The following is a 3377-nucleotide window of genomic DNA, read 5'->3' on the forward strand; positions in this document are numbered from 1 at the left end:
GGCCGGTGCGCTCGGCCAGGATGCGGTTCATCTGCTCGCGCGTCTTGAGGATGTCGCGGGCGTGGATCTCGATGTCCGTGGCCTGGCCGCGGGCGCCGCCGAGCACCTGGTGGATCATGATCTTCGAGTTGGGCAGCGAGAAACGCTTGCCCTTCTCGCCGGCCGCCAGCAGGAAGGCGCCCATGCTGGCCGCGAAGCCGATGCACAGGGTCGACACGTCGGGCTTGATGAACTGCATGGTGTCGTAGATCGCCATGCCGGCKCTGACGCTGCCGCCCGGGGAATTGATGTAGAACGAAATGTCCTTGTCGGGATTCTCGCTCTCGAGGAACAGCAGCTGCGCCACCACCAGGTTGGCGGTCTGGTCGTTGACTTCGCCGACCAGGAAGATCACGCGCTCCTTGAGCAGGCGCGAATAGATGTCGTAGGAACGCTCGCCGCGGCCCGATTGCTCGATGACCATCGGAACCATGCCGAGGCCTTGAATGTCCTGTGCGCTCATGTTTGCTCTCCAGAGGGGTTTTGTACCGTACCCAGACGAAATGGGGCTCGTGCCACAAAGCACAAGCCCCATGGCCGCGGAGCCCGGAGGGATCAGCCCTGCTGGGCCATCAGTTCGTCGAAGGACACCGACTTGGCATTGACCTTGGCCTTGCCGAGCACGAAATCCGTGACATTGTTCTCGATCACCACCGCCTCGACCTCCGCCAGGCGGCGGTTGTCGCTGAAATACCAGCGCACCACGTCGGCCGGCTTTTCGTAGCTGGCGGCGAGTTCGTCGATGTGGGCCTTGATCTGCTCCGGCTTGGCTTGCAGGTTGTTGGCGCGCACCAGCTCGGCCACCACCAGGCCCAGGCGCACGCGGCGCTCGGCCTGGGGACGGAACACGTCGTCGGGGATCGGCGCCTTGTCGGCGTCCTTGATGCCGCGCTGCTTGAGCTCGGCGCGGGCACCTTCGATCATGCGGTCGACTTCGGCCTGGACGCTGGACTTCGGCAGGTCGAGTTCGGCGTTGGCGATCAGGGCGTCCATCACGGCGTTCTTGTTGCGCGCCAGCAGGCGGAACTTGACCTCGCGCTCGAGGTTGCGCTTGATGTCGGCGCGCAGGCCCTCGACCGTGGCGTCGGCGATGCCGAGCGACTTGGCCAGCTGTTCGTTGATTTCGGGCAGGTGCGAAGCCTCGATCTTCTTCACGGTGACCATGAAGTCGGCCTGCTTGCCGGCCACGTCCTTGCCGTGGTAGTCGGCCGGGAACGACAGCGGGAAGGTGCGGCTGTCGCCGGACTTCAGGCCGCGCACGGCGTCCTCGAACTCCTTGAGCATCTGGCCTTCGCCGACGATGAACTGGAAGTCCTCTGCTTTGCCGCCCTGGAAGGTCTCGCCGTCGATCTTGCCCTCGAAGTCGACCGTGACGCGGTCGCCGTCGGCCACCGCGGCGTCTTGCGCGCGCTGGGCGAAGGTGCGGCGCTGCTTGCGCAGGATATCGAGGGTCTTGTCGATGGCGTCGTCACCGACTTCGGCGTCGATCTTCTCGACTTCGGCGCCCGACAGGTCGTTGATCTTGACGTCCGGGAACACCTCGAAGACCGCGTCGAAAGCCAGCTGGCCTTCGGGCGACTCTTCCTTCTCGGTGATGCGCGGCTGGCCGGCCACCCGCAGCTTGGCCTCGTTGGCGGCCTGCGAGAAGGCCTCGCCGACCTTGTCGTTCATGACCTCGTAGTGGACCGAGTAGCCGTAGCGCTGGGCGACCACGTTCATCGGCACCTTGCCGGGACGGAAACCGTCCATCTTCACGGTGCGGGCCAGCTTCTTGAGGCGCGAATCGACCTCGGACTGGATGGTGCCGACCGGCAAGGTCAGCGTGATCTTGCGTTCGAGCTTCTCGAGGGTTTCAACGTTCACGGTCATTTCAGTCTTCCTTTTGAGGGGTCTTTTTTGCTGGTGCGCGGGGCCGGACTCGAACCGGCACGTTCTTGCGAACGTCAGGACCTAAACCTGGTGCGTCTACCAATTTCGCCACCCGCGCAGTTCCAGTTATCAGTTTTTCAGGTGCTTGCCGAGGATGGCCTGGCGCGCTTCGCGCCCTGCCTTCGGTAAATTGCGGCGGATGGGGCCTTCGCTCCATCCGCCTGAAATCGGTCAACCGCGTATTTTAAACGCTAACCGGAACCGTTCCTGGCGCCTCGCCCGTCTCGCGCTTGACGCCGAAGCAGGCCGCGTACATCGCCGGCAGCGCCAGCAGGGTCAGCACCGTGGCGACGATCAGGCCGCCCATGATCGCCACCGCCATCGGGCCCCAGAAGACGCTGCGCGACAGCGGGATCATCGCCAGCACCGCGGCCGCCGCGGTCAGCACGATGGGCCGCAGGCGCCGCACCGCCGATTCGACGATCGCGTCCCAGGCCGGCACGCCGGCGGCGCGGTCGCTCTCGATCTGGTCGATCAGGATCACCGCGTTGCGCTGGATCATGCCCATCAGCGCGATCACGCCCAGCAGCGCGACGAATCCGAAGGGCCGGTTCGAGACCAGCAGCGCGCCGGCCACGCCGACGATGCCGAGCGGCCCCGTGATGAAGACCAGCAGCGAGCGGCTGAAGCTGTGGAGCTGGAGCATCAGCAGCGTGAACACCAGGAACAGCATGATCGGCACGCCGGCCACGATCGAGGCCGAACCCTTGCTGCTTTCTTCCACCGCACCCGCCACCTCGATGCGGTAGCCGCCCTGCCCGGCCGCAAGCCACCTGGCCTCGAGTTCGCGCAGCTTCGGCAGCAGTTCGCTGGTGACGGTCGCACCTTGCAGGCCTTCGACGATGTCGCCCTGCACCGTGATCGCGTAGTCGCGGTTCCAGCGCCACATCACGCCCGGCTCCCAGGTGAACACCGGCCTGGCGATCTGGGTCAGCGGGATCGAGCGGCCCGAACTGGTGGGCAGGTAGGCGTTGCCGATGTCCGAGATCGCCTCGCGCTCGTCCGGCGACTGGCGCAGCACGATGTCGATCAAGAGGTCGTTCTCGCGGAACTGGCCGACCGTGGTGCCGCTGAACATGGTGCGCGAGGCCTGGGCGATGGCCTGGCTGGTGACGCCCAGCGCCCGCGCCTTGTCCTGGTCGACCTCGAGCCGGATCACCTTGACCGATTCGTTCCAGTTGTCGTTGACGCCGCGCATGTGGGCGTTCTCGCGCATCAGCGCCTTGACCTCGTCGGCGTGCACCCGCAGCTGCGCGGGGTCGGCGCCGACGACGCGGAACTGCACCGGGTACGGCACCGGCGGGCCGTTGGGCAGCAGCTTGACGCGGCCCCGGGCCTCGGGAAATTCCTCTGCCAGCACGGCCGGCAGACGCAGGCGCAGCCTCTCGCGGATCTTGAGATCCTTGGAC

Annotated in this window: 3 protein-coding genes and 1 tRNA gene; all 4 read right to left on the reverse strand. The window is 66.0% G+C overall.

Going from position 1 to position 3377, the window contains the following annotated elements:
• On the reverse strand, window positions 1-502 hold a 502-nt coding region (locus AC1D2K_RS32300), incomplete at its 3' end, for an ATP-dependent Clp protease proteolytic subunit (protein ID WP_478094218.1).
• A gap of 92 nt (window positions 503-594) precedes the next feature.
• A complete protein-coding gene (tig, locus tag AC1D2K_RS32305; RefSeq protein WP_478094219.1) occupies window positions 595-1908 on the reverse strand; it encodes a trigger factor in 1314 nt (437 codons plus the stop codon).
• Between the two features lie 31 nt (window positions 1909-1939).
• Window positions 1940-2026: transfer RNA gene (locus tag AC1D2K_RS32310), tRNA-Leu, on the reverse strand.
• A gap of 126 nt (window positions 2027-2152) precedes the next feature.
• On the reverse strand, window positions 2153-3377 hold a 1225-nt coding region (locus AC1D2K_RS32315), incomplete at its 5' end, for an efflux RND transporter permease subunit (protein ID WP_478094220.1).

It is taken from the genome of Variovorax sp. P1_H12_2 (assembly GCF_056405335.1).